The following is a 25,133-nucleotide window of genomic DNA, read 5'->3' as shown; positions in this document are numbered from 1 at the left end:
TAAATTCAAACCCATGAAGAAGAAATTCGCTTATGTAATTTTACTTGTTTTCGCTTTTTTAGCATGTAAAAACCAAAAACCTGCAACTCAAGGATATCAAGGTCAGGGAAAAAGTGCTGTTGTTTCTACCTTATCTAAACCTGTTCAAAAACAATGGAAAGGTATTTGGACGTTTGATGAAGATGCAACCTTCTTCAGTAATGATTTTGAAAGTGGAAGGTTAAACGGTATAACTTCTGACGGAAACAATCATTACACCGCACTAATTACAGCTGAAAACACTCCTGTAAACGTGAGTCCATGGTATGCGTTTAAAGTTTGGTCAAAAACACCTAAAACCATCACTATTAAAATGACTTACCAAGATTCTAGAAGTAGATACTACCCTAAAATCAGTATTGATGGTGAAAATTTTACTCCGTTAGATAGCGCCAATTTTATAGGAATTAATAAAGGAACCGGTGATTTTGGAATTAAGGCAGTACCTGAGATGGTAGAAATAAAAGTAAATATTAGTGAAGAACCAACTTATATTACTGCACAAGAACTATATGGATCCACAAGAGTAAAAAGTTGGATAGATTCTTTAACTACCAAAGACTTTATATCTACGTACGAAATAGGAAAAAGTAGAGAGAATAGGGCAATGAATTTAATGGAAGTTAGTAACGGTAAACATAAAAAGGCTGTTATGGTTATTTCTAGACAACACCCACCAGAAGTTACCGGGTTTCTTGCGATGAAGTCGTTTATTGAAACTTTAAGCGGAGACTCACCTAAGGCTCAAAAGTTTAGAGAAAACTATGATTTATTTGTTGTGCCATTAATGAACCCTGATGGTGTTGATAACGGCAACTGGCGTCATAATATGGGCGGAATAGATTTAAATAGAGATTGGCAAGATTTTAATCAGCCAGAAACAAAAAGTGTTAGAGATTTTCTGATAGGCAAAGAATCTGAGGGTTATGAGTTTGTCTTCGGTGCAGATTTTCATTCCACTTGGGACGATATTTACTACCCTATCGACACTACTATTACTGGTGACAAAGGTGAAATTGTTTTTGACTGGATAAATAATATCACCAAAAGATTACCTCAAAAGCATACAAATGTAAAACCTTCTACAACAATAAAACCAACTATGGTTTCACGTAATTATTTCTACGTTAACCACGGTATGCCGGCCATTGTTTTTGAATTGGGCGATAATACACCTAGAGATTTTTTAAAGCAAAAAGGTCAAGTAGCCGCTGAAGAACTTATGGATTTACTTGATAGTCAAAATTAACAACCCAGAAATATCTTAAATAGCATCAATAAAAAAAGCCTCATGGAATTTCCATGAGGCTTTTTAATACAGTTTATTATATCTTATTTACTATAATTAACTTTATATCTCCAATAACTGATACCGCCTAACACTAGCACACCAGCAACTAAGTAGTATATAAAAGTTGGTGTAATAACTTGTGCCCCACTAGCGTAACTATGTAGACCCACTAAGTAAAAATTAACACCAAAGTAAGTCATCATAATACTACCAAAGGCTACAACACTCATAAAGTTAAATGTCCATTTACCTCTTAAACCAGGTACTAACCTTGTGTGTATTACAAATGCATAAATCATGATAGAAACCAATGCCCAAGTTTCTTTTGGATCCCAACCCCAATAACGACCCCAACTTTCATTTGCCCATTGTCCGCCTAAAAAGTTACCGATGGTAAGCATCACAAGCCCTGTTGTTAAAGCCAATTCGTTGATTATGGTCAATTCCTTTATGTTGATTGCCATACGTTTCTTGTTCTTCTTGGTGGTCAAAATCATCAAAATCAATGAAACCAGACCTAAGATCATACCAACGGTTAAAGGTCCGTAACTACCAACGATAACTGCAACGTGAATCATTAACCAATAACTATCTAAAACAGGCTGTAAGTTGGCAATAGAAGGATCTATCCAACTCTGGTGTGCTATCCATAAAAGCATTGAAGTTACAAAAGCAGATGCTGCAAATGTCATATCACTTTTACGACCCAACGCCCAACCAATACCCATGGTAGCCCATGCTACATACAAAATACTTTCATAAGCATTACTCCAAGGTGCGTGACCAGAAATATACCAACGCATGACTAAACCGGCTGTATGCCACAAAAATAGTAGCATAATAGTTCCTTTGAAGAAATATATTGCCACCCTCCAAACAGAACGATCTTTAAATATTTGGAATATTAAAGTGAAGAACATTAGTAAACCAACAAGCGCATAAAAACGATATAACCTATTGAAAATGTTTAATTTATTATAGATCACTTCAAGATCTACTTTCTGTTGCGATGGTAAAACTTCACTACCATGGTTAAGTTGATTTTGGTGAAAAGCACCTAATAATTTATCTGCTCCTGTATAGTCTCCACTTTGTTGCGCCTTACCTAAAGTCATCAAGTAATATGGCATGGCATTTTTTACAAAGTTAGAATAAAGCGAATCTCTAATTTCATATTGCCCACCTCTGTACTCTACTGCTGAAATCCATTTGTTATTCTCATCATCTAATAGCGGAAATATCTTAACAATATCTTGCCCTAAAGCTTGATTTAAAAGACTCAATCTAATATTGGCATCTTTAAAATCTTGTTGAAATTTATTCGGATTAGCTGTCGCTGTTGCCTCTCTTAAAAAGGGTTCCAATTTATACTGCCCTTTAGAATCAAAGAAATCTGTAGCCTTTACATACTCTTGACCTGATGGTATTCCAATTACATTTCTAATACTGTCATTTTGCGATTTCTTATCTAAAGCTATGAACTCCGTATTATACCAAACCGCAGGGTTCATCATCATAGAAAGTAAAATCTGGTCAGAAGTATACCCTAAATAGGTGTCTTTCAAACTTAACTTACGAAGTAGTTCTGATGAAAAGGTATTGATCGGCTTCATTCGCCCACCTTCATCTTGTATGACTAGCTTACCAAATTTATCGGCATGTTCTTTACTGACCATACTAGCTTCAAGCAAAGAATCTATTTGTGTCTTACTTGGCGCCTGTTGATGACCTTCTTCCGGCGTATGTTGGTCTTGCGCAAAAGATGAGAATGAAAACGCCATTAAAACAGCGATAACACCAAACATCTTTTTCTTTTTTATTTTCAATTCATCTAAAGAATTAGCCAAATCCTTGAAACGCGTTTTACCAAAAAACATAATCCCCATTAAACCAATATATAAAAGAAAGTAACCAATGTAGGTGATCCAAGTTCCCCAAAAATCATGGTTTACAGATAAGGTCGTTCCTTTTTCATCAGGATCAAAGCCCGATTGAAAAAAGCGATATCCTTGATGATCCAAAACATGGTTCATAAAAATATCATAGTCAAAAGGACGCTCATCTTCAATAGTTACTCTACTCATATATGATGAATACCCTTTCTCTGTACCAGGGTATTTTTCGGCAATAAAATCATTCAGTTTAATACCAAACGGCAATTCATATACTTTTGATCCGTATCGAATAGAGAAATTGAGTCCGCCAACATTCACTTTCTCACTAAAATTTGAAGGACCTTTACTACCTAATAATTTAATTTGTTTGGTTTCTCCGTTCGCAGTAACATCAAAAACAATCGCATCTTGATCTATTTTAGTTTTCTCAGCATCAGGTATTTCAACAATTCCGTATGAACCTTGTGTTACAGAATCTGGAATAACAAACTGCATACCAGCAGTATTATATAACGAACGCAATACTAAAGGTTGTAAACTATCTTTTACTAAAACACCTTGAAGCTGGTCAGCCATACGCATATAGTTACCATCAAAAGGAGAATGAATCTGATATACAGAATCTGTGGTCATAATATTGATGGCGCCATCTGTATTATTATTTAATGCAAAAAGTACATTATGTATACTGGCGACCTTACCATCTTCTAAATAGTGATCATGACGTTCACCATCACCTGCCTCTACAATCTTTAAAAACTTTGTACCATTAGAATCTGGCAATAATCCTTGCTTGGCTCCTTTAATAAATTCAACATAAGAAACCTCAAAATCTTCACCATTAAAATCAGCTTTCCATGGCAAGTTAGATTTTATAGCTTCTGGCGTAACAATTAAATCATCTTCTAAAACTTTTCTTCGTGCCTCACCTTCAATTTCACCATCAACATAAACCGTTAGATATGTTTTATCAGAATAGAATACCTTTTCCGTTTTTCCTTCACGTATTGGCATCATACCTTCAAAACTGATATAACGCGTTACAAAAGCTCCAATTATAATCAATACCCAAGATAAATGCAGAACCAACACAGGCCATTTCTCTAATCTCAGAAGACGGTATCTAGAGATATTACCAAAAAAGTTGATTACAAAGAACACCATGATAACTTCAAACCACCAGGCATTATAAATCCAGATTCGTGCGGTTTCTGTGCTATACCAACTTTCAATAAAAGTACCGAATGCCATTGCTGTGGCAAAAACGATAAATAAGATGGACATTAAGCGTGTAGAGAAAAATATTTTTTTGAACATTTCCGTCATGGAAGATAGGAGTTGATTTTCAAGATGCAAAAATAAGGCCTTTTCACCATTTACGGATGTCTTTTATTGCTTTTAAACTTCAATGAAACTGTTAATTTTAATACAACAAGACTTCTATAAACTTTGTACTTTTGCTACATGATATCAGTCGTTATAGTTGGTACAGGAAATGTAGCTCAAAATCTTTATCAAGCATTTGAAAAATCAAATGATGTAACCATTAAGCAAGTAATTGGTAGAAACCGAGAACATTTGGCTTTTGTAAAGAACAACATTGCGGTTTCTACTACCTTTAATGATATTGCAACTGCAGATATTTATATACTTGCAATATCAGATGACGCCATTAAATTAGTTGCTGATAATTTTAAAAATACTGATGGAATATTAGCGCATACTTCTGGAGCAACTTCTCTTGAAGCATTAAAATCTGCCCAACGACCAGGTATTTTTTATCCTTTACAAACATTTACAAAAGGTAAAATTATTTCATTTTATGAAATTCCTATTTGTGTAGAGGCAACAAATGAGGACGACCTTAATTTATTGAAACAGCTTGGTGAAACATTAAGTAACACAGTAGTTGAAATAGATTCTGAACAACGCAAAACCCTTCATGTAGCAGCGGTATTTGTAAATAATTTCACGAATTACATGTATACAATAGGTTCTGAAATTTGCGAAGAACATAAAATTAACTTTAAACTATTACAGCCTTTAATTAAAGAAACTGCCGCAAAATTAGATACGTTAACACCTTTACAAGCCCAAACCGGGCCTGCAAAACGTGGAGACCAACAAACATTACACAATCATTTACAAATTATAAAAGATAAACACCAACGGGAACTTTACACCCTATTAAGCAACTCAATTAAAGAAAAGCATGGAAAAAAGTTATAAGGAATATTTAAATGACATTACCACATTTATTTTTGATGTTGATGGTGTATTTACAGATGGCAGTCTATTAGTTACTAGTGAAGGAGAATTGCTACGTAAAATGAATGTTAAAGACGGTTATGCCTTAAAAGTAGCTTTAAAAAAAGGTTATAATGTTTGTATTATTACCGGAGGAACAAATGAAGGTGTTCGTACCAGATTATGTGCTCTTGGAGTAACAGATATTTATATGGGAGCTCATTATAAGATGGATGCTTTAGAAGAGTATATGGATATCTATCATATTGATGCAGAGAATGTCTTATTCATGGGTGATGACATTCCAGATATTCCCCCAATGCAAGCGGTTGCTATAGCAGCTTGCCCACAAAATGCTGTTGCAGAAGTTAAAAGTATAAGCCAATACATTTCGCACATAAACGGTGGTCATGGTTGTGTACGTGATGTGATTGAGCAAGTTTTAAAAGTACGTGGAGATTGGACCAGCCATTTCAGTGCTGCAAATGATTAGTTTATGTTGAAGAATAAATTAGAAGCATATCATTTAATTCTGGCATCTGGCTCACCAAGAAGACATCAGTTTTTTAAGGATATGGAGCTTGATTTTGAAGTTCGTATTAAATCTGTAGATGAAGTTTACCCTTCTGAATTAAAAGGAGCTGCAATATCAGATTATCTAGCTAAATTAAAAGCAGAAGTATTTATACCAGATTTACAGTCAAAAGACATTTTAATAACCTCAGACACTGTTGTTTGGCATAATAATGAGTCTTTAGCAAAAGCTGAAGGTAGTACAGAAGCTGAATCAATGCTTAAAAAACTATCTGGGGATTGGCATCAGGTGATTTCTTCTGTATGTTTTACAACAACTAAACGACAGATAATTCAGCATTCAATAACCGAAGTGAAGTTCAAAGATTTATCGAAAGATGAAATTCAACATTATATAAAAGAATATCAGCCTTACGACAAAGCAGGTGCATATGGCATTCAAGAATGGATAGGACTCATAGGTATTGAAGAAATAAAAGGTTCTTACACTAATGTAGTTGGCTTACCAACACAACTTGTTTATAAAACCTTATTACAATTGGTAACATAGAATAATTCAAAATTATGACAGGCATGAAACTATTAAAACTAAACAAGGCAATTTACAGCATATTCGGATTACTAATACTCCTTTCTAGCTGCAAAGAAAAACCTAAAAGTAATAGTAACACTTTAGCTATGTCTACCACTGAAATAAAAACAGAAGCCCCAAAAAATGAGCTTTCTCAAGAATTTAAAGAGTATTGGTATAACGGTACTGCAGAAATCACTTCTTACAATTTAGAACAAGCTAGATATGGCGAGATGAGAGAAGGTAGTGCTGTATTGATATATGTAACTGAACCATTTTTACCAGGGGCTCAAGTGAAGGCAGATAATAGCAACAAAAGCAACATCCCTGTTTTAAAATTGAATACTACCAAAAACTACATTACGGGTATATACCCCTACTCTATTATGACGAGTAGTTTCTACCCTGTTCATGATAATAAACATGCGCTTAAAATATCGTTTTCTGCACAAGAATGGTGCGGTCATGTATACGCACAATTAAACAACAAAGATGATTTTGAAATTATGAGTCATTCTTATTTTGAATCTGAAGGAGACCAAGATTACCATATAGAGAAAGCTATTCTTGAAAATGAAATCTGGAATAAAATCAGAGTAAATCCAGAAAATCTAACAATCGGTGAAATAAAAATGATTCCATCATTGGAGTTTATCAGAACAACTCATAAAGAATTCAAGGCTTATGAGGCAATCACTACTTTAACTGAAAAAGACGGAATGAATACCTATGAGATTCACTATCCGCAGTTAGAACGTACTTTAAAAATCATGTTTGAAAACAAGTTTCCATATGCTATAGAAAGCTGGGCAGATACCTTTCATGATGGGTTTGGCGACAACAAAAAAGTTTTAACATCTAAAGCAACAAGAATTAACAGGATTACAACACCCTATTGGCAGCAGAAATCGAATAAGGATTTATATTTGCGCGATAGTTTAGGGTTATAGCATATGAAAGAATTTATTAATGAGCATTACAATGAGCTAATATATAGTCTCATTGTTTTAATAGTTATTCTTGTTTTAAAAGTTTTATTTGCCACAGCAATTAGAAAGGTTAGTAAAATCAGTGATTATAATCCTGTGCGCACTAACTTAATTCTTAAGTTTACAAACATTGCACTCACTATAATTGCTGTAGTTATATTAACACTAATATGGAGTGTCAACTACAGAGATTTAGGCGTTATGTTATCATCGGTATTTGCTGTGATTGGCGTAGCATTATTTGCCCAATGGTCTATTTTAAGTAACATTACCGCAGGTGTTATTATCTTCTTTTCATTTCCTTTTAAAATAGGGAACACAATTCGTATTTTAGATAAAGAATTACTTGACCCGAACAATACCGATTTAGATAAATTTGTAATAGAAGACATTAGAGCTTTCCATTTGCATTTGAGAAGAAATAACGGCGAGATTTTAACGTACCCCAATAACCTTGTACTACAAAAAGGTGTTATACTAATCTCTACCTACCAACAAGGCGAATTTTTAAATACAGAAGAAGAGGAAGAACAAATTGTTTGATTCTGTTAAAGAAGTCGTAAAAAAGCGAGCTTAGGTACTAATCTTATTATATTTGAAATTACTACCAAAACCAACTTGAAATGCGATATTTATTAGGGTTAATAACCTGCAGTATCTTTGTACTCGGTACCCTGAAAGCCCAAACCCCCAAAAATAGATCTGCAACAGACATTTACCACGCTATTGAAAAGCTTAATTTTTTAGGTACCGCACTTTATATAGCGGCACACCCAGATGATGAAAACACGCGTTTAATATCATACCTATCTAACGATGTTAAGGCAAGAACAGGTTATTTGTCACTTACCAGAGGTGATGGAGGTCAGAATTTAATTGGTCCAGAATTACGAGAACTTTTGGGCGTGCTACGAACCCAAGAATTACTTGCAGCTAGAAGAGTTGATGGTGGCGAACAATTTTTTAGTCGCGCTAATGATTTTGGATATTCAAAACAACCAAGTGAAACTCTAGAAATTTGGAATAAAGAATCTATTCTTGGCGATGTAGTAAGAACCATACGTAAATTTAAGCCAGATGTAATTATCAATAGATTTGACCACAGAACTCCTGGTACTACACATGGTCATCATACCTCTTCGGCAATGTTAAGTTTCGAGGCATTTGACCTAGCAAATGATAAAAATGCTTACCCAGAGCAATTATCATCAACAAATACTTGGCAACCAAAACGATTATTTTTTAATACTTCGTGGTGGTTTTATGGTAGCGAAGAAAAATTTAAAAAAGCAGATAAGTCTAACATGTTAAATATGGATGTAGGCACCTACTACCCTATGTTAGGCATGTCTAACAACGAAATAGCTTCATTAGCTAGCAGTCAGCACTTATGCCAAGGTTTTGGAAGATTAAGTTCTAGAGGCACAGAAGATGAATACGTTGAATTATTAAAAGGTGATTTGCCAAAAGACAAGTCAAACCTTTTTGATGGTATTGATACTAGTTGGTCCAGAATTGATGGAGGAAATGCAATAGGTGAAATTCTTTACGATGTACAGGATAATTTCAATTTCAAAGATCCTACGTTACATTTGCCAAAATTGCTTGAAGCGTATCAGCTATTACAAAACGTATCTGATGAACATTGGAAAAATTTAAAAACATCAGAATTAACCACTATAATTTCAGCTGTTACTGGACTGCATTTAGAAGCTTTTACAAAAACGGGGTATACAAATCCTAGTCAAACGGTCGATGTTCAAATTCAAGCACTAAATAGAAGTGATATTAACATTGAATTGAAATCGATATTTCTAAATAATCAGAATAGTAACATTGATAATATTGTTTTAAGCAATAATGAATTGTTTGAAAATAAAGTTGAATTAAATATTCCGTCTTCCACAGATTTTACTAGTCCGTATTGGCTAATGGAAAAAGGAACTTTAGGCACATACACTGTTAAGAATACTAACTTAATAGGAAAACCAGAATCACCACGTGCATTTAATGCTATTTTTAATTTGAACATAAACGGTGTTTTAATTTCTATTACCAAACCTGTCGTTTATAAATATGCAAAACCCGATAAAGGAGAAATTTATCAGCCTTTTGAAGTGGTACCAGAAGCAACTGCAAGCTTTTCAGATAAGGTATTGATATTTGCCGATGCATCAGAAAAAAGAATTCCGGTTACTATTAAAGCACATAAAGACAGTATCTCAGGTACTGTAGAATTAAAATATGGCACAGGGTGGCAAGTAGATAAAAAATCGCAACCGTTCTCAATCATCAAAAAAGGTGATGAGCAAACAGTATATTTTACATTGACTCCGCCGGCTACGGAAAACGAAAGTAGCATCTCCCCTATTATAAAACTGAACGGTAAAGAAATTACCAAAGAGATGGTAACTATTGCTTATGATCATGTACCCACGCAAACTATTTTACTTCCTTCAGAAACCAAAGTAGTCCGATTAAACATTCAAAAAGCAGGAGAAAACATTGGTTATATTATGGGTGCCGGTGATGAAGTACCTACGAGTTTAGAACAAATAGGATACAATGTTCAACTAATTGACCCTAATACTATTACAAAAGAATCATTAAAAAAATATGATGCTGTAGTTTTAGGTATTAGAGCATATAACGTAGTAGATGAGTTAAAATTTAAACAACGATTTATTCTAGATTACGCCAAAAATGGTGGTACAGTAATTGTGCAATATAACACTGCAAGTAGATGGGGTTCTCAATTCGAAAATATAGCACCTTACGACATAGAAATTTCAAGAGACCGAGTAACGAATGAGAATTCTGATGTAGAAATAATAGCAAAAGATAATTCACTCGTACATTTTCCCAATGATATTAGCAAGAGTGATTTTGACGGTTGGGTTCAAGAACGAGGATTATACTTCCCGAATAAATGGAGCGCAGAATTTATACCTGTTTTAGAAATGCATGACGAAGGTGAAGAATCAACAAAAGGTAGCCTTTTAATTGCCCCGTATGGAAAGGGAAACTATATTTATACCGGACTGAGCTTTTTTAGAGAATTACCGGCTGGTGTTCCTGGAGCTTACAAATTATTTTCTAATATGCTTTCTGTAGGAAAAGATAAAGTTGAAACAAAAGCCAAAATCAAAGGATGAGCAACGAACGGGATGAAAATAAAACTTGGAAAAAAGAGTACACCATTGTATTAGTGCTCAATCTTATATATGTTCTTATTTTCTATTACGTAATGACTTCATTCAATTAATATGGGAGGATTAGATTGGATTATTCTTATTGGCACACTTCTCTTTATAGTAATATACGGAGTTTGGAAAACCAAAGGAAGTAAGAACGTAGATGACTACGTTCGTGGTGGTAATGATTCTAAATGGTGGACAATAGGTTTATCAGTAATGGCTACTCAAGCCAGTGCAATAACCTTCTTATCTACTCCGGGTCAAGCCTTTCATGACGGTATGGGCTTTGTTCAGTTCTATTTTGGTCTACCTTTAGCCATGATTATCATTTGTATGGTATTTATACCACTATACCATAAAATGAAGGTTTACACTGCCTATGAATTTTTAGAAGGTAGGTTCGATCTTAAAACCCGTTCTTTAGCCGCAGTACTGTTTTTGATTCAAAGAGGTCTAGCTGCAGGTATTACTATATTTGCTCCATCAATCATTTTATCTGCCGTACTAGGTTGGGATCTACGCACATTAAATGTTATTCTTGGTACGCTAGTAATTATATACACCGTGTCCGGTGGAACAAAAGCCGTTAGCGTTACTCAAAAACAGCAGATGTTCATTATCATGACAGGTATGTTTATCACCTTCTTTTTTATATTAGGATACTTACCTTCTGATATTACCTTTAGCAAAGCCATGAAAATTGCTGGTGCCAGTAATAAATTAGAAATACTGAATTTTGATTTAGATACTTCCAGTAGATATACTTTCTGGAGCGGTATTACAGGCGGACTTTTTCTTTTCTTAGCGTACTTTGGTACAGACCAAAGTCAGGTACAGCGTTATTTATCTGGTAAATCTGTAAGAGAAAGTCAACTAGGTCTTATTTTCAATGCTGTTCTTAAAATACCAATGCAGTTCTTTATTCTTTTAGTGGGTGTTATGGTATTTGTATTCTACCAATACAATCCGTCACCATTAAATTTTAATCCGTCTGCAACACAAGCAGTAATGGAGTCAAGTTATGCCGAAGATTATAGGCTACTTCAAGAAGGACAAGTAGCGCTAGAAGCAGAAAAAAGAATTGCTCAAAACAAGTTTTCGGCAGCTTTAGAAATAAAAGAATATACCGCAGTTGAAGAAGCTAAAAAACAAATTATACGTATTAATCAAAAAGATAGCACCAATCGTATAGCTGCAAAGTCTTTAATAAGTCAGGCAAATGATGCGGTTGAAACCAATGATAAAGATTATGTCTTTATACATTTCATACTTAATAACTTACCCACAGGCTTAGTGGGGCTACTATTAGCCGTAATTTTATCTGCAGCGATGTCATCAACAGCCTCAGAATTAAATGCACTAGGTACAATTACCGCTTTAGATTTATATAAACGTAATAGAGCAACTGAAAATCTTTCAGAAGAGCATTATGTAAAAGCTTCTAAATTCTTTACTTTAATTTGGGGAATTGTAGCCATTTTAATTGCCTGCGTAGCAAACCTATTTGATAATTTAATTCAATTAGTAAATATCATTGGTAGTATTTTCTATGGCAATGTTTTAGGTATATTTTTAATCGCTTTTTTCTTTAAGTTTATAAAAGGTAATGCCGTTTTCTTTGCTGCCGTAGTTACACAAGTTATCATTTGTATTATTTATTACTACCTGATTCATATTTACCCTTCAGGTCAAGAAAAATTAGGATATCTATGGCTTAACTTTTTTGGTGCGGCATTGGTAATAGTAATATCGTTTATATTTGAAGCCTTTGACCGAATGCTAAAAAAGCCTTTACCTACAACGTAAGACAATAGATTTTTATAAAACACTAATGGTAGATAAGCAAATTACGTCCTATTTTATTGAACATTACAAGACTATACCTACTCTTATTAAAGCTCCTGGGCGAATTAATATAATTGGTGAGCATACTGATTATAATGAAGGTTTGGTATTACCTGCTTCAATAGAAAAAGGGATTTATTTTGCTGTTTCGGGCAATGACCTAAATAGTATTCAAATCGAAACTTTTTTAACCCAGCCAGAACGTATTGTATTTCAATTAAATGGCGCACATAAAAAATTTGAATCTTTCTGGGGTAACTATTTTAAGGCTATTATTGAAATTTTAGTCGCTAAAAACTATCCTTTAAAAGGAATGGATTGTGTTTTTGGTGGAGATATTCCCATTGGATCAGGCCTCTCTTCTTCTGCCGCATTGTGTTGCGGTTTTATTTACGCCCTGACTAAAGTATCACGAAAAGAGATTTCAAGAGAAGAAATTGCTTTAATAGCACAAGAGGCGGAACATAAAATTGGACTCAATTGCGGATTAATGGATCAATATGCCGTACTCTTTGGAAAAAAGGGAAATGCATTTTTCTTAGACTGTAAAGATTTAAGTCATAACTACATTCCCATTAATCTAGATGGCTATAGTTGGGTATTGGTGAATTCTAATATAAAGCACAATTTAGCCGTTGATTCTGAATACAATAAGCGTAGGGTATCATGCGAGAATATTGTAAAAGAGGTACAGAAATATAGACCTGAAATTACTTCATTACGCGATGTTACGCTAGAAGATTTACAACAAGTTGCCAACCTTGCTGATGCTATCGATGTTAAGCGCGCAAATTATATTATCGAAGAAAATAATCGTGTTCGTAAAATGATCAAGGTTTTATCTGCTGGTGATGCTATTACCGTTGGTGCTGTACTTAAAGAAGGTCATTGGGCTATGTCTACACAATACGAAATAACCACAAGCGAATTAGACACTTTGGTTAAAATTGGTGAAAGGTTAGATGGTGTGCTTGGCTCTAGAATGATGGGTGGCGGCTTTGGTGGTTGCACAATTAATTTAATGAAGACAGAAAAACTAGATACAAGTATAAAATCTTTACTAGAACAATATAAAGAACAAACTGGTATCGATGCCGAATACTACCATTTGGCTATTGATGACGGCGTAAAAGTATTTGAATAAAATTGAAAATTATATTCCATAAAAAAAGTCCGTGTTTTACAACACGGACTTTTTAAGTTTTATAGAAATTCTAATTATTTAGAACTCCATTCTTTAATAGACTCGTTGTTCATTTTAATGTAATCATTATTACCAGCTGCAGTAGCACCTGTTAATGATTTTTTAGCAGCTTCGATAGCTCCTTTTTTATCACCTGCTTTTGCTAAAATTAAAGACTGTTGTCTTAATTGCCAAAATGCAGGCTTATCAGTCATTGACATCGCCTTGTCCATCCATTCTTTAGCTTTCTTAATGTCCTTACCTTCACTAGAATAGTATACTGCAGCAGCATAGTAATCTTCAGCAGTTGGTCCGTTTAGAGCTTTATCAATACTGCTCATTACAGTAGCATCTGTACCAACAGTAAAAGGAATTGCTACATAAGTGTTTTCCCAAATGATACCAATATTTGCTCCTTTAGAAGTTACATCATCAAAAGTGATCGTAAAAGTTTCTACAGGCATTTCAATTTTGTAAACCGGTACAGATAACTTCGCAACTACTTTACTTTCTTCCCAATTACTTGGTGTACCACCACCTACAGTATCAGTATAGATAAAAACTTCCCAATTAGAAGCTCCTGGTTTAGTAAAAATAGAATATGTTCCTGCTTTAACTTCTTTACCTGCAATAGTTACGTCAGAGTCAAAAGTTACTAAAGTGTATCCGTTTGCTCCTGTTCTCCATAATTTATCAAAAGGTACAAGGTTGCCAAATACTTTTCTACCTCTCATAGAAGGTCTAGAATAGTTAATACTTACTTCTGTTAAACCTACGGTCTGCATTAATTTAGCTGCCGGACTTGGTGCTGGTGTATTTATTTGTGCCTCAACAGTTAAGGAAGCTACAATTGCCAATAAAAATAGTACTACTTTGTTCATGATTATTTTGCTGATTAGTTATTTATCGCAAAACTACTTATAAAGGAGAGGTTGAAATGTTAACAAATTCTTAAATACTAAGCTCTTTATTAATAAACAGCAAAAGATGTTGCAATTACACCATTTTCTAAAAACAACGCCAAATAATATATTGAAGATTCTAAATGGTGAGAGATGATGCCCTTTTTACTGATTTCACCTGATTTCTGCCATACTTCCTTTCCTGATAAATCATAAATAACCTGTCCGAAAACTGTTTTATCTGTAGCAATAGAATAATGGTAAAGGTTTGAAGAGCTATCTCTGTAGATAATCAATTTATCCTCTTCATTAGAATTCTCCGGAATTACAGTTAATGATGGACTTTCAGGATTTTCAGTTTCCTCAGGATTTTCTGGCTCGTTTGGAGTTTCAGGTTCCTCAGGGTTCTCTGGTTCTTCGGGATTTTGTGGTTCTTCTGGGTTTTCAGGTTGCTCTGGCTCCTCTGGCGCAATATCTGATATCTGAAAAGAAAATAATCGTGATGGTGATTCAATAGTTGGAGTTTGTCTAGAATAATATTCTGATGAAAAGAAATAACTACTTGAACTAGTTTGCGTTAGTCCTTCCGCTTGAATAAAATTAAGTCCTAAAGATTGTTGTGCGTATCCTTCAAAAACAGCATTGAAATTTAAATGTTCTACTACACCTACAAACGGACTCAAAATCGAAGAATACCCAATTACAACCAACCTGTTAGATTCAGCATCATAAGTTGCGTCGGTAATTAAACCGACATCCTCAATTGTCCCTACGTTATTTGCCGCGTACGTTCCTGGAAACTTAGAAAATTCATAAGCCACTGACCCTAGAGATTGCCATTGCTTAGTCAACACCACTATTCTATCATCGATAACAAAAAATGCTTCTGCATCCCAATCACTATTTCCATTATTTTCGAATTCTTGCTGATCTTCGTAAGAAAAGTTTATAGTAGTTGCTGAGACGGTATTAGAGCTTAGATAATCTTCTTTTAAAATTCTATGAACAGCTAAGTCTGTTCTTGTACCCACATTATTTCCAAAATCACCAATGTAGATATACTCATCATCTTGAGAAATCGCCTCCCAATCAATATTTGATATATTAGTAACATTTACTCTTCTTTGTATAGAAAGCGTCAATGTATCCAACTCATAAAGTACGGCTTCGTTACCAGAATCATTATGGGTTATAAAATTGCCATTAAAGTATATCAATCCAGATGTTTCAAATACATCATTAGGCAGTTCGCCAACAGTTTGCACATTCTCTTGCGCAGCTAAAGCTGCTGTACAAATGAATATAATAATAAGCCCCAACTGTTGAACAAAAAGTTTCATTGTTGCAAAATAAGCTAGAATAATGTTAATCACCTGTATTTAAGTGACCTAAATTCAATTTAATCGATAAAGTTAATTTTTAAGGATATAACAAAGCATTTTAAATATTGTTTAACTATTTTTGAATATTGTTAGACATTTAAGTGTCTATCTTTACTAAATGTGCTTACATGAAATTATATCAATTACATTCAAAACAAGCCTTGCCTATTGGCAAAAAACAAGCGTGGGAGTTTTTATCTGACCCAGCAAATTTGAAGGTCATTACTCCTGAGCATATGGGTTTCAATATTCTTTCAGGAGCAGATAGAGAAATGTTTCCCGGGCAGATTATACAATATAAAGTATCCCCCTTTCCTGGGTATACTACAAAATGGGTAACTGAAATAACCCACGTAGATCAAGGCAATTATTTTGTAGATGAACAAAGATTTGGACCATATGCACTTTGGCACCATAAGCACTTTATCAATGAAATAGATGAAGGTGTTATTATGGAAGATATTATAGATTATAAAATTCCTTTCGGAATTTTAGGTCAGTTAGCACACCCTATTATCGTAAAAAAACAGTTGATGGAAATATTTAAGTTCAGAGAAGACAAATTGAAAGAGCTTTTCGGTACTGTAGATTCCATCCCTAATGAACTTCAACTTAAATCATTTTAAATGAAAAATATATTATTAATTGGTGGGTCTCATGGTATTGGGCTTTCTATGGTTAAAGAATTACAAGAAACGCATAACGTATTTGTTGCATCGAGAACAGATGAAGAATTGCAACATAAAAATATAACTCATATCAAATTCGATGTTACCACTGATGAACTTGATGTTTCTCAACTACCTGAAAAACTTGATGGATTTGCTTATTGCCCAGGTAGTATAAATCTAAAACCATTTAAAATGATGTCATTAGACACCATTAAAGATGACATGGAGCTTAATTTCTTTGCTATGGTTAAAATAGTTAAAGAGATAATTTCATTGATGAACGAAGGGTCAAGTATGGTCTTTTTTAGTACTATTGCAGTAGGTACAGGTATGCCGTTTCATACTAGTGTAGCTGCTGCTAAAGGAGCTATTGAAGGTTTTGCAAAATCTATGGCGGCAGAGTATGCACCTAAAGTACGGGTTAATGTAATAGCACCATCTTTGGTTGATACACCATTAGCAAAACGACTGTTGAACAATGATAAAAAACGTGAAATGATGAGTGAACGTCACCCGTTAAAAAGAGTAGGAAATCCTGAAGATATTGCAAATGCAGCAGTCTTTCTTTTAAGTGATAAAAGTACATGGATGACCGGACAGATTATTGGTGTAGATGGTGGACTCTCAACTTTAAACATCAACTAAATGTCTAAAAAAGTATCTATATTTTGGTTTAGAAGAGATTTAAGATTAGACGACAACGTCGGTTTTCTTGAAGCTTTAAAAAGCGACCACCCAGTATTGCCCATTTTTATATTTGATAAAGAAATTCTTTCAAAATTACCGAAAGATGATGCAAGGCTAACATTTATACATGAGACCCTGCAGAACATGCGAAATCAATTACAAGAAGAGCATGATAGTTCTTTAGCTATGTATTTTGGGAAACCTATAGATATTTTAAAAAGTCTTACCCAAGAATACGAGGTAATGACCGTATTCACCAATAGAGATTATGAGCCATATGCAAAAGAAAGAGATGAAAAGGTAGCAAGTTTTTTAAAGGAAAAATCCATTGAATTTAAAACATTCAAAGACCAAGTTATTTTTGAAAAATCAGAAATCGTTAAGGGTGACGGAGACCCATATGTAGTCTACACACCTTATAAGAATAAATGGCAAGAGCATTTTAGTGCTGATAAAGATTTGGTTATTCACTATACTAATCAGTATTTGGCTAATTTGATTAAAAACTCTCGATTACCAAATTTATCATTGAGCGATATCGGTTTTGAGAAATCAAAAATAGCTGTTCCCAATTATGATGTTACCCCTACTCTAATAGATAATTATGAAGACACACGTAATTTTCCAGCAATAGAGAATGGAACATCTCACTTAGGTCCGCATTTACGCTTTGGTACCGTATCGGTTCGTAAGATGATGAAAAAAGCCATTGCCGAAAATAATAAGATTTTTTGGAGCGAATTGATATGGAGAGAATTTTTCATGACTATTCTTTACCACTTTCCACATACTGTAAATAACGCTTTTAGATCTAAATACGATCGTATAGAATGGCGAAATAATGAAGATGAATTCGAAAAATGGAAAACTGGTACCACAGGATATCTTTTGGTTGATGCCGGTATGCGCGAACTAAATGAGACAGGTCACATGCATAATCGTGTACGTATGCTGGTAGCTAGCTTTCTGTGCAAACATCTTTTAATAGATTGGCGTTGGGGAGAAACTTATTTTGCCGAAAAGCTACTAGATTATGAAATGAGTTCAAACGTTGGCAATTGGCAGTGGGCAGCAGGCAGCGGTGTAGATGCTGCACCTTATTTTAGAATATTTAACCCAATGACACAAGTAGATAAGTTCGACAAAAACAAAAAATACATAAAAACCTGGATTAAAGAATTTGGCACTGACAAATACCCAGAAAAAATGGTTGACCACAAAATGGCTAGAGAACGCTGTTTATCAACATATAAGGAAGCGGTTAGCTAAACTATTTCGCCAATTGACGATTTAGTTCTTGCTGATTAACAACTCTTCTTTTTAGCATATTTACATAACGTAAAGCATCTTTATTTTCGTAATCTGTATAGGCTTTAGAAGCATATTCTATAGCCTTATTTAGGTTGCCGTTAATTTCATTACTAATTGCCATATTGTAATATGCTCTACCTGCAACTTTACTTTTAGCATTATTTAGATCGGCATTCCATAAGTCTGCAGCACCATCCCAGTCACCCGCTTTTGCCCGTCTATCAGCAATTTCTAAATTAGTACTTCCTTTTATAAAATAATCTCTAGCAATACGAATTTTTTCAGGTCTTGTAAAAAGCGCATAGTTTGCACCTAATTTAGAACTCACACTTAGAACAGCCTCTTTTCTACCAATCACAGCCTCTAATGCCTTTACAGGATTAATTCCCTCTCCCGAAGAAAATAGTCTGTCGTTAGAAACGTACTCATCTATAATTGTTCTATTAGACGGGTCATAGATTCTCCATCCGTTTTTAATAGCCGTATTCAGTTTAATTCTATGACCCGGTACATTTGCATCGATACCCAAATTATTAGGTATTTTGACTGTAGTTAATTCATAATCAACAGCCGTATCAGTGTCATAAAACTCTAATGAAAATAGTACGTCCACATCATTATCCTTACAAATTCTATCAACAATCTCCCAAGAGATTTCTGATGGAAAAATGCTTAATCCTTTTTCTATATCTTTTTGATTATCAATTATCTTAACAGCATCAAATCGATTACTACGTTCTAATTCATATTTGAGTCCCGTTACAGCATTTTGAGCGCCTTCTTTATCCAAATTAAGTCCCTCTAAGGATAAAATCTTATCTATATTATCTACAACCTTGTTGTTTTCAGATGCACTGCTTCTATTTACTATACCTATATTAATTACATCATTTGGTATTGGCACTTCGGCTGGTTGGGTAATACCCATGGTCATTCTATTGGTAGAACTACACGCCATAACTGAAAAAAATGCAGAGGTCAAGAGTACTTTATAGGCTAGATTTTTCATAATTCGAAATTTTGAAAACTTTGAGATTTATGTAATAACGAAAAATGAGGCATTAAATTATATTATTTTCAAGTGATTGCACTCTTAATTTTTGAATCCAAAATAATTCATTAAAAATGAGTCAATCTTCGATATACGCAATTAGAACCCACATTTACCAAGTTATATGTAGCGTTTTATTTTGGTATATTTACTAGGACTTTAATCTAAGGTTTAACACTACTAATGATTAGAAGACTAACAACCAAAACAACTAATATGAAAAAAACATTATTATTGGCGCTCTGCTTGTGCATGAGTGCTTCAGTTTTTTCTCAGAAAATGAGCAAAGACAAAAACCTAATCATCGCTTCTGTCGAAAAACATAAAGAAGAGCTTATTAAAATTAGTGATTCTATCTGGGCACTGGCCGAAACTGCTTTTGATGAAACAGAATCTTCAAGAATTTTGGCTGATTATGCCGAAAAGAACGGATTAACTGTTACTAGGGGCGTTGCCGATATACCAACAGCCTTCACTGCAACTTATGGTTCTGGTAGCCCTGTAATAAGTATTTTGGGTGAGTTTGATGCTCTACCTGGAATTTCTCAAAAAACGTCACCCGTAAAAGAACCTTTTAAAGAAGGTGCTGCAGGTCATGGTTGCGGACACAACATGTTTGGTACTGCAAGTCTTGGCTCTGCAATTGCGATTAAAGAACTAATGGATACTGGTAAAATAAAAGGAACCGTAAAATTCTTAGGCACACCAGCGGAAGAAAAATACTTTGCAAAAGTTTGGATGGTAAAAGCTGGATTATGGGATGATGTAGACGTCAACGTTAGCTGGCACCCAGGTGCAGGTATTGAAGCAGATGTACAAAGCGGTTTATCACTTATTGATTTTGTAGTAGAGTTTTATGGTCAGGCAGCACATGCCTCTATGGATCCTTGGAACGGTCGTAGCGCATCTGATGCTTTAGAATTATATACTACAGGTATCAACTATTACAGAGAGCATATTTTACCATCTTCTAGAATTCATTATCATATACAAGATGGTGGGCAAGTTGTAAACGTGGTACCAGATTACGCTAAGTTATGGGTACGTGTTAGAGATCCTAAAAGATCAAATATGTTACCAACGTACGAACGTGTAAAAGCTATGGCAGAAGGCGCTGCTATTATGGCGAATGTTGAGTATAAAATTTCGTTGGTATCTGGTATTTACGAAACATTGGTTAACCGCTCTGGCGGAGAAATCATGCAAAATAATTTAGAGTTATTAGGTCCTATTACCTATACTGAAGAAGAAACTGTTTTTGGTAAAGCCATTCAAAAAGCAACCGGTAAACCAGAAGTTGGTTTTGATGGTACCGTGCACCCATTAAGAGAAACATTAGAAAACCCAGGCGGTGGTTCTACAGATGTTGGTGATGTAAGTTGGAATGTACCAAACATTAATTTAGGAGTTTCTGTAGCACCTACAGGTACACCTTGGCATTCATGGGCAGTAGTTGCTTGTGGTGGAATGTCTATTGGACATAAAGGAATGATTCATGCATCTAAAGCAATGGGTATGACAATGTTAGACTTGTTTCAAAATCCAAAATTAGTTACAAAGGTGAAAGAAGAGTTTAAAACCCGAAAAGGTGATGAAGTTTATGAGCCAATGATCGATGGTCCACCACCATTAGATGGAGAATAAAACACAATTAATAAAGAAGCTATCTTAACAGATAGCTTCTTTCATTTTTAAGTAACTTGAACCATCAAACTTAAACAACAACAATGAAAAAGATTATCGCATTATTCATTTTAATCACGGGCACTTTTGCCTCTGCACAATCATTCGATTTTCAGTATGACCATTACTCGGTAATTGTAAAGGATTTGGATAAAGTAGGTGCATTTTACAAAGATGTCCTGAACTTAAAAGAGATTCCCCACCCTTCTGCCCCAACGGGTTTTAAGTGGTTTGTAATACAAGCCAACTCACAATTACATTTAATAGGTAAAGATAGCGTTGCTATGAAACATAGTAAAAGTGTACACCTTTGCTTGGCTACCCAAAAATTAGATGAATTAATAGCTTCTCTTGAAGAAAAAAACATCACGTATTACGACTGGCCAGGGAAAGAAAATACAGTAACCTTAAGAGCTGACGGGGTAAGACAGATTTATTTAAAAGATCCAGAAAACAATTGGGTGGAGATTAATAATGCTAAACATTAATTTTATATAATCTTAAAATTATGAATAGCACAATTAAAAATATATTTCAATTAGGTTTTCCATGGCAAACACAAGATCCTTTTTTATTCTGTGTATATCATTTAGACCATTACCCTAATGGCAATGGCGAATTAGGTCCTGATGACTCTTTAGCTGGAAGAAATTTAGGAAATGATTTTCTAATTAAAGACGGCTATAGAATGTATCACGGTACTACGATACCTGGATTTCCCGCACATCCGCATCGCGGATTTGAAACAATAACAGTTGTGAACAAAGGTTTTTGTGATCACTCTGATTCATTAGGTGCCGCAGGACGATTTGGAGAAGGAGATGTACAATGGATGACTGCCGGTAGCGGAGTACAACATTCAGAAATGTTTCCGCTAATTCATACAGAAAAAGAAAATACGCTAGAGCTTTTTCAAATATGGTTGAATCTACCCGCTAAAAGCAAATTTGTTGACCCACATTTTAAAATGCTTTGGCATGAAGATATTCCGGTATTAAAATTAGAATATTCCACCGTAAAGATTATTGCTGGCAGTTTTGGTTCTAAACAAGCATTAGAACCTGCACCTAATTCTTGGGCTTCAGAGACAGAAAACGATGTAGCGATCTGGAATATAAAAATTGAAGCTAATGGCACTATAACATTACCTAAAGCTAACAAAGGTTCAACGCGAACCATATATTTTTATGATGGGCATACTTTAGAAATTTTTGGTGAATCAATTACTCCCAACCATGGTATTAATGTAGAGGCATCAGAAGAAATCATATTGAAAGCTACTGAAAAAGAAGCCAGTATTCTTGTATTACAAGGTAAACCAATTGGCGAGCCTGTAGCAAAATATGGTCCGTTTGTAATGAATACTGAAGAAGAATTAGAAAATGCGATGAATGAGTTTAGAACTACGAAGTTTGGTGGTTGGCCATGGAGGCATCCGGATCATGTGCATGAAATAAACCGAGGGCGTTTTGCTAAATATCTTGATGGTACAGTAATAGAAAAGTAATTTCAAATGATATAAAAGTAAAAACTCCATAATAAGGCTTAACCTAATTATGGAGTTTTTTATATCTAATTAATAAATGCTTAAACCCTAACAATTTTAGCACCTATTGCACGTAGTCTTTCGTCTATATTCTCGTAACCACGATCTATCTGTTCAATATTATGAATAGTAGAAGTCCCTTTTGCCGATAATGCAGCAATCAGCAATGAAACGCCTGCTCTAATATCTGGTGATGTCATCGTTGTCGCTTTTAAAGTAGATTTAAAATCATGACCAATTACTGTAGCTCTATGCGGATCACAAAGAATAACTTTTGCTCCCATGTCTAACAACTTATCTACGAAGAACAAACGGCTTTCGAACATTTTTTGATGTATAAGCACTTCTCCTCTAGATTGTGTAGCTACAACTAAAATAATGCTCAATAAATCAGGAGTCAATCCTGGCCAAGGTGCATCTGCAATGGTTAAAATAGAACCATCGATATAGTTTTGTATTTCGTATCCGTCTAAATGAGCAGGAATGTAAATATCATCCCCTTTTCTTTCTAAGGTAATACCTAGTTTACCAAATACTGTTGGTATTTGACCTAAATCATCCCAACTAACATCTTTAATAGTTAATTCACTTTTAGTCATAGCAGCTAAACCGATCCAGCTACCAATTTCAATCATATCAGGTAACATACGGTGATCCGTACCACCTAATTTATCTACACCATCAATAACCAAAAGATTAGAACCAACACCAGATATTTTAGCGCCCATTCTATTCAACATTTTACAAAGTTGCTGTAAATATGGTTCACAAGCTGCATTGTAAATGGTAGTTTGCCCTTCAGCCAAAACCGCTGCCATAACAATATTTGCAGTTCCGGTAACGGAAGCTTCATCAAGCAACATGTACGTACCTTTCAACTTATCTGCTTCAACACCGTAGAAATATTCTTCGCGGTTGTAGCGAAATTTAGCACCCAACTTTATAAAACCTTCAAAGTGTGTATCTAAACGTCTACGACCAATTTTGTCACCACCTGGTTTAGGAATATAACCTTTACCAAAACGCGCCAATAATGGTCCAACCAACATAATAGAACCTCTTAAGCCTCTACCATCTTGTTTAAACTGATCAGATTGTAAATATTCTAAGTTGATATCGTCTGCCTTAAAACTATAAGAGCCTTTACCTTTCTTTTGAATTTTTACACCTAAGTCTTCTAAAAGCGCTATAAGTTTATTAACATCAACAATATCTGGAATGTTATTGATTGTTACTTTTTCGTCTGTAAGTAGTACTGCGCAAAGTATTTGAAGTGCTTCGTTCTTTGCTCCTTGAGGTGTTATTTCACCAGATAACTGATGCCCTCCTTCAATTTTGAATGTCCCCATCTAGAGAAGTGGAAATTTAATACCGCTTTTTACTGCGGTTATTATTATTATTTCTTTGATTTTTCTTTCCTGAATTATTCGAGCGCGGTGTTTTTGCTACTCGATTTTTAAGAAACTGTCCGCTATCTGTTAAACTTTCGCCTTCAGCTGCTAAATCTATGCGACCATCGCTTAATTCGTACAAATGCTTAAAAATAGCGCTATCATCAACTACATCTTTATTCCAATTCAAATAGCATTTTTTCATGTGATTGGCAATCGCATATTCCAAACCAGAACGCTTATCACCTTTCTCCCACTCTACGGCAACATCAACCATACGTTTAATATTATTACCGTAAAATCGATATTTAGGAAAGTTTTGAGGATACTCTAAAGCCTCTGGTCTCTGTCTTAATATCTCTTTTGAGGTAATTGGAAAAGGAGAATCAACGTCCAATTTAAAATCGGACATAATGAACAGCTGATCCCAAAGTTTATGTTGAAAATCAGGTACATCGCGTAAATGGGGCTGTATATTTCCCATTACGCTAATGATTGCTTGCGCTACTTTATTTCTTTCTTCGCGGTCTTCAATTGATATTGCATGGTTCACCATTTTTTGAAAATGACGACCATACTCTGGTATAATCAAATGTTCACGCTCGGTATTATATTCTAGGTTTTCTACTAATTGCAAATTGAAAATTTTAGCTTAATGTGTTTGAGAAGTATTCTTATAACGATGCCAAATTAATAAAATTATAGATGAAATGCTATT

The 25,133-nt window shown here is 34.5% G+C and carries 21 protein-coding genes; 15 read left to right on the top strand and 6 right to left on the bottom strand.

The genetic code is table 11. From position 1 onward, the window contains the following. Nucleotides 1-13: 13 nt before the first annotated feature. Entirely contained in the window at nt 14-1,288 is a 1,275-nt protein-coding gene (locus BUC31_RS10495) for a M14 family metallopeptidase (protein WP_073243959.1), read from the top strand. An 83-nt stretch (nt 1,289-1,371) separates the two neighbouring features. Here BUC31_RS10495 and ccsA read toward each other — a convergent pair whose 3' ends face one another. After that, the gene (gene ccsA, locus BUC31_RS10490; protein ID WP_073243957.1) at nt 1,372-4,551 is read right to left on the bottom strand and encodes a cytochrome c biogenesis protein; all 3,180 of its coding nucleotides are present in this window, start codon (nt 4,549-4,551) and stop codon (nt 1,372-1,374) included. 138 nt (nt 4,552-4,689) lie between these two features. Here ccsA and BUC31_RS10485 point away from each other — a divergent pair, with 138 nt between their 5' ends. From BUC31_RS10485 to galK, 8 genes are all read left to right on the top strand, one after another. Further along, the gene (locus BUC31_RS10485; protein WP_073243955.1) at nt 4,690-5,454 is read left to right on the top strand and encodes a Rossmann-like and DUF2520 domain-containing protein; all 765 of its coding nucleotides are present in this window, start codon (nt 4,690-4,692) and stop codon (nt 5,452-5,454) included. Beyond that, on the top strand, nt 5,438-5,965 hold the full coding sequence (locus BUC31_RS10480; RefSeq protein ID WP_073243953.1) for a KdsC family phosphatase: 528 nt from the start codon (nt 5,438-5,440) through the stop codon (nt 5,963-5,965). Before BUC31_RS10485 ends, BUC31_RS10480 begins: the two co-directional genes overlap by 17 nt. Before the next feature lie 3 nt (nt 5,966-5,968). Then, nucleotides 5,969-6,556 carry a Maf family nucleotide pyrophosphatase gene (locus BUC31_RS10475; RefSeq protein ID WP_073243951.1) on the top strand — a complete coding sequence of 196 codons (588 nt, stop codon included), beginning with the start codon at nt 5,969-5,971 and terminating at the stop codon, nt 6,554-6,556. Nucleotides 6,557-6,579: 23 nt separating this feature from the next. Further along, nucleotides 6,580-7,527, top strand: a complete 948-nt coding sequence (locus BUC31_RS10470) for a septum formation inhibitor Maf (protein WP_073245885.1) — start codon at nt 6,580-6,582, stop codon at nt 7,525-7,527. Between the two features lie 3 nt (nt 7,528-7,530). After that, nucleotides 7,531-8,109 carry a mechanosensitive ion channel domain-containing protein gene (locus tag BUC31_RS10465; RefSeq protein WP_073243949.1) on the top strand — a complete coding sequence of 193 codons (579 nt, stop codon included), beginning with the start codon at nt 7,531-7,533 and terminating at the stop codon, nt 8,107-8,109. Nucleotides 8,110-8,189: 80 nt separating this feature from the next. Continuing rightward, nucleotides 8,190-10,721 carry a PIG-L family deacetylase gene (locus BUC31_RS10460; protein ID WP_073243947.1) on the top strand — a complete coding sequence of 844 codons (2,532 nt, stop codon included), beginning with the start codon at nt 8,190-8,192 and terminating at the stop codon, nt 10,719-10,721. Between the two features lie 111 nt (nt 10,722-10,832). Then, nucleotides 10,833-12,569 (top strand): sodium:solute symporter family protein, encoded by a 1,737-nt coding sequence (locus BUC31_RS10455; RefSeq protein ID WP_073243945.1) that lies wholly within the window; start codon nt 10,833-10,835, stop codon nt 12,567-12,569. 25 nt (nt 12,570-12,594) lie between these two features. Beyond that, nucleotides 12,595-13,752, top strand: a complete 1,158-nt coding sequence (gene galK, locus BUC31_RS10450; protein WP_073243944.1) for a galactokinase — start codon at nt 12,595-12,597, stop codon at nt 13,750-13,752. 74 nt (nt 13,753-13,826) lie between these two features. Here the strand turns inward: galK and BUC31_RS10445 are convergent, their stop codons facing one another. Together BUC31_RS10445 and BUC31_RS20540 are read right to left on the bottom strand one after the other, a co-directional pair. Next, nucleotides 13,827-14,672 (bottom strand): DUF2911 domain-containing protein, encoded by an 846-nt coding sequence (locus BUC31_RS10445; protein ID WP_073243942.1) that lies wholly within the window; start codon nt 14,670-14,672, stop codon nt 13,827-13,829. An 89-nt stretch (nt 14,673-14,761) separates the two neighbouring features. After that, nucleotides 14,762-16,033, bottom strand: a complete 1,272-nt coding sequence (locus tag BUC31_RS20540; protein ID WP_084135013.1) for a hypothetical protein — start codon at nt 16,031-16,033, stop codon at nt 14,762-14,764. Nucleotides 16,034-16,203: 170 nt separating this feature from the next. Between BUC31_RS20540 and BUC31_RS10435 the strand changes: the two genes are divergently transcribed. The 3 genes from BUC31_RS10435 to BUC31_RS10425 are packed head-to-tail and all read left to right on the top strand — an operon-like array spanning nt 16,204 to nt 18,702. Further along, complete coding sequence (locus BUC31_RS10435; RefSeq protein WP_073243940.1) at nt 16,204-16,701, top strand: SRPBCC family protein; 498 nt, start codon at nt 16,204-16,206, stop codon at nt 16,699-16,701. Beyond that, nucleotides 16,702-17,391: an SDR family NAD(P)-dependent oxidoreductase gene (locus tag BUC31_RS10430; protein ID WP_073243938.1), complete on the top strand. Its 690-nt coding sequence runs from the start codon at nt 16,702-16,704 to the stop codon at nt 17,389-17,391. Continuing rightward, a complete protein-coding gene (locus BUC31_RS10425) occupies nt 17,392-18,702 on the top strand; it encodes a cryptochrome/photolyase family protein (RefSeq protein ID WP_073243936.1) in 1,311 nt (436 codons plus the stop codon). 1 nt (nt 18,703) lies between these two features. Here BUC31_RS10425 and BUC31_RS10420 read toward each other — a convergent pair whose 3' ends face one another. After that, nucleotides 18,704-19,753: a DUF6340 family protein gene (locus BUC31_RS10420; RefSeq protein WP_073243934.1), complete on the bottom strand. Its 1,050-nt coding sequence runs from the start codon at nt 19,751-19,753 to the stop codon at nt 18,704-18,706. A 258-nt stretch (nt 19,754-20,011) separates the two neighbouring features. On the opposite strand from BUC31_RS10420, the gene BUC31_RS10415 reads away from it, so the two are divergent. The 3 genes from BUC31_RS10415 to BUC31_RS10405 all read left to right on the top strand — a co-directional run bounded on the left by BUC31_RS10415 (nt 20,012) and on the right by BUC31_RS10405 (nt 22,985). After that, nucleotides 20,012-21,439, top strand: a complete 1,428-nt coding sequence (locus BUC31_RS10415) for an amidohydrolase (protein WP_073245883.1) — start codon at nt 20,012-20,014, stop codon at nt 21,437-21,439. 83 nt (nt 21,440-21,522) lie between these two features. Beyond that, a complete protein-coding gene (locus BUC31_RS10410; RefSeq protein WP_073243932.1) occupies nt 21,523-21,966 on the top strand; it encodes a VOC family protein in 444 nt (147 codons plus the stop codon). A 20-nt stretch (nt 21,967-21,986) separates the two neighbouring features. Then, nucleotides 21,987-22,985, top strand: a complete 999-nt coding sequence (locus BUC31_RS10405; RefSeq protein WP_073243930.1) for a pirin family protein — start codon at nt 21,987-21,989, stop codon at nt 22,983-22,985. Between the two features lie 80 nt (nt 22,986-23,065). Here BUC31_RS10405 and murA read toward each other — a convergent pair whose 3' ends face one another. After that, nucleotides 23,066-24,373, bottom strand: coding sequence for a UDP-N-acetylglucosamine 1-carboxyvinyltransferase (murA, locus tag BUC31_RS10400; protein WP_073243928.1), 1,308 nt, complete (start codon nt 24,371-24,373; stop codon nt 23,066-23,068). A gap of 16 nt (nt 24,374-24,389) precedes the next feature. Then, nucleotides 24,390-25,052, bottom strand: a complete 663-nt coding sequence (locus tag BUC31_RS10395) for a DUF4290 domain-containing protein (protein ID WP_073243926.1) — start codon at nt 25,050-25,052, stop codon at nt 24,390-24,392. Nucleotides 25,053-25,133: the final 81 nt, after the last annotated feature.

The sequence above is a fragment of the Maribacter aquivivus genome, from assembly GCF_900142175.1.
Classification (GTDB): domain Bacteria; phylum Bacteroidota; class Bacteroidia; order Flavobacteriales; family Flavobacteriaceae; genus Maribacter; species Maribacter aquivivus.
This window is presented reverse-complemented; position numbering and strand designations above follow the sequence as displayed.

Bases quoted from the DNA above. Each gene is read 5' to 3' on its own strand.
- BUC31_RS10495 (WP_073243959.1), top strand. From the start codon at position 14: ATGAAGAAGAAATTCGCTTATGTAATTTTACTTGTTTTCGCTTTTTTA.
- ccsA (WP_073243957.1), bottom strand. From the start codon at position 4,551: ATGACGGAAATGTTCAAAAAAATATTTTTCTCTACACGCTTAATGTCC.
- BUC31_RS10485 (WP_073243955.1), top strand. From the start codon at position 4,690: ATGATATCAGTCGTTATAGTTGGTACAGGAAATGTAGCTCAAAATCTT.
- BUC31_RS10480 (WP_073243953.1), top strand. From the start codon at position 5,438: ATGGAAAAAAGTTATAAGGAATATTTAAATGACATTACCACATTTATT.
- BUC31_RS10475 (WP_073243951.1), top strand. From the start codon at position 5,969: ATGTTGAAGAATAAATTAGAAGCATATCATTTAATTCTGGCATCTGGC.
- BUC31_RS10470 (WP_073245885.1), top strand. From the start codon at position 6,580: ATGAAACTATTAAAACTAAACAAGGCAATTTACAGCATATTCGGATTA.
- BUC31_RS10465 (WP_073243949.1), top strand. From the start codon at position 7,531: ATGAAAGAATTTATTAATGAGCATTACAATGAGCTAATATATAGTCTC.
- BUC31_RS10460 (WP_073243947.1), top strand. From the start codon at position 8,190: ATGCGATATTTATTAGGGTTAATAACCTGCAGTATCTTTGTACTCGGT.
- BUC31_RS10455 (WP_073243945.1), top strand. From the start codon at position 10,833: ATGGGAGGATTAGATTGGATTATTCTTATTGGCACACTTCTCTTTATA.
- galK (WP_073243944.1), top strand. From the start codon at position 12,595: ATGGTAGATAAGCAAATTACGTCCTATTTTATTGAACATTACAAGACT.
- BUC31_RS10445 (WP_073243942.1), bottom strand. From the start codon at position 14,672: ATGAACAAAGTAGTACTATTTTTATTGGCAATTGTAGCTTCCTTAACT.
- BUC31_RS20540 (WP_084135013.1), bottom strand. From the start codon at position 16,033: ATGAAACTTTTTGTTCAACAGTTGGGGCTTATTATTATATTCATTTGT.
- BUC31_RS10435 (WP_073243940.1), top strand. From the start codon at position 16,204: ATGAAATTATATCAATTACATTCAAAACAAGCCTTGCCTATTGGCAAA.
- BUC31_RS10430 (WP_073243938.1), top strand. From the start codon at position 16,702: ATGAAAAATATATTATTAATTGGTGGGTCTCATGGTATTGGGCTTTCT.
- BUC31_RS10425 (WP_073243936.1), top strand. From the start codon at position 17,392: ATGTCTAAAAAAGTATCTATATTTTGGTTTAGAAGAGATTTAAGATTA.
- BUC31_RS10420 (WP_073243934.1), bottom strand. From the start codon at position 19,753: ATGAAAAATCTAGCCTATAAAGTACTCTTGACCTCTGCATTTTTTTCA.
- BUC31_RS10415 (WP_073245883.1), top strand. From the start codon at position 20,012: ATGAAAAAAACATTATTATTGGCGCTCTGCTTGTGCATGAGTGCTTCA.
- BUC31_RS10410 (WP_073243932.1), top strand. From the start codon at position 21,523: ATGAAAAAGATTATCGCATTATTCATTTTAATCACGGGCACTTTTGCC.
- BUC31_RS10405 (WP_073243930.1), top strand. From the start codon at position 21,987: ATGAATAGCACAATTAAAAATATATTTCAATTAGGTTTTCCATGGCAA.
- murA (WP_073243928.1), bottom strand. From the start codon at position 24,373: ATGGGGACATTCAAAATTGAAGGAGGGCATCAGTTATCTGGTGAAATA.